Genomic DNA, 1,946 nt, shown 5'->3' on the forward strand with positions numbered 1-1,946 from the left:
CCCGGGGCCAACGCCCAGGAGCATTGCTACATCATCAACTCCGTCTACGAGGGCGACAACATCACCGCCCACGGCGGCAAGGTCATCTACTGCACCATGGGCCCCAACACCTTTGTCGGCTTCAACTCGTTTCTCAGGGGCACGGCCGAAGCTCCGGTGACCATCGGCAAGGGCTCCATCGTCATGCCCCACACCATCATCGACGCCGTGGAGCCCATCACCGTCCCCGAGGGCAACATGGTCTGGGGATTCATCACCTGTCAGGACGACCTGGATATGCACTCCATCCGCATGGATGAAATGTCCCGGGTCAAGGCCCTGAACATCGGCAACATGAATTTCCAGGGATCGGGGGCCACCTTTGTCAGGGCCTTTCGGGACCGCATCGAACACATCCTGGATGAAAACGGGGCCTACTACACAGGCGAGAACGACAGTCGGGGCCACGCCCAGAAGACCCAGAACGTGGCCTTCAACCTTCTCCAACCCTACCTGGACGGAGATCTCAAGGGCATGTGCCCGAACATCAGCATCGGCCCATGCGATACGGATTGACCCCTGCTGAACCCAAAGGAATAGTCCTTGCCTCGAACCCCGATTCAGAGGCATGCTGAAACCGAACGACGGAAATGATGGACCAGACACCGAAACAACCGGACAGGACGACCATGGACCGCCAGCAGCACAACAAGCATGTCAGCCTCAGCCGACAACTGGTCGTCACCTCAGTCCTGGTGGCCCTGGCCCCGTTGGCCATCATTTCCGTGGTCATGTACCACTACTATCACGTGGTCTACACCGAGAAGGTCACCGAGAACCTCAAGGCCCTGGTCGAGCGCCACGCCATGGAGATCGACGCCTTTCTTCGGGAAAAACAGGCCAACATCCGCATGCAGGTCTTGGCCCATTCCATTGACGAGCTGTCCAGCGAGGACTTTCTTCGCAGCCGCCTCGATCTCCTCCAGACCGCCTATCCCGGGGCCTACAACGACCTTGGTCTCGTCAACGCGCGGGGCGATCAGGTGGCCTACGCCGGCCCCTTCCAGCTTTTGAAGGCCGATTACTCCCAGGCCGATTGGTTCCGGCAGGCCATCGAGAGCGACGAGTATATCAGCGACGTCTTCCTGGGCATCCGCCGCATTCCCCATTTCATCGTCAGCGTCCGGGTCATGGACGGCCAGACTCCCTGGCTGCTCCGGGCCACCATCGACTTTGCCGGGTTCAACGCCCTCATCAGAAGTATAAAGGTCGGTCAGAGCGGCACGGCCTTCATCATCAATGACCGGGGGGAGTTCCAGACCGAGTCGAGCCTCCAGGAAACCCTTCCTCCAAGCGTCCTCAAACGCCTGACCTCCCTGCACATCAATGACGATACGCCGGTGGTCATCCAGGCCGAAGGCCCTTCCGGGCAAGCCAAGTTCTACGCCTCGGCCCCCTTGAAGAACAACCAGTGGCAGTTGGTGGTCCAGCAGGAACGGTCCGACGCCTTGGTCCACCTCGTTCACGCCCGGTACATGGCCCTGGTCATCTCCCTGTCCGGAGCCATGGCCATCATCCTAACCTCCGTGTACATGAGGCGGCGGGTGGAACGAAAGTTCAGCCGGGTCGAGGAGGAGCAGGAAATCATGCAGAAGCAGGTCGTCGAGGCCGGCAAGCTGGCCGCCATCGGCGAACTGGCCGCCGGCATCGCCCACGAGATCAACAACCCCGTGGCCATCATGGTCGAAAGCGCCGGATGGATCCAGGACCTGATTCCCGACATGGAAAAGGATCGGGACAAGACCATGACCGAGATCAAGGATACCCTGAACGAGATCCTGGTTCAGGGCGGCCGGTGCAAGGAGATCACCCACAAGCTCCTGAGCTTCGCCCGTAGGACCGACGCTCGGACCACGGAGATCGACCTGCCTGTGCTTCTGGAGGAGATCATCGCCTTTTCGGCCCAG

At 60.4% G+C, this 1,946-nt stretch carries 1 protein-coding gene; it reads left to right on the forward strand.

Annotation, left to right across the window (positions count from 1 at the left end):
- Positions 1-629 precede the first annotated feature (629 nt).
- On the forward strand, positions 630-1,946 hold a 1,317-nt coding region (locus EOM25_14400), incomplete at its 3' end, for a sensor histidine kinase (GenBank protein NCC26366.1).

The organism is Deltaproteobacteria bacterium, assembly GCA_009929795.1.
GTDB lineage: Bacteria > Desulfobacterota > Desulfovibrionia > Desulfovibrionales > Desulfomicrobiaceae > RZZR01.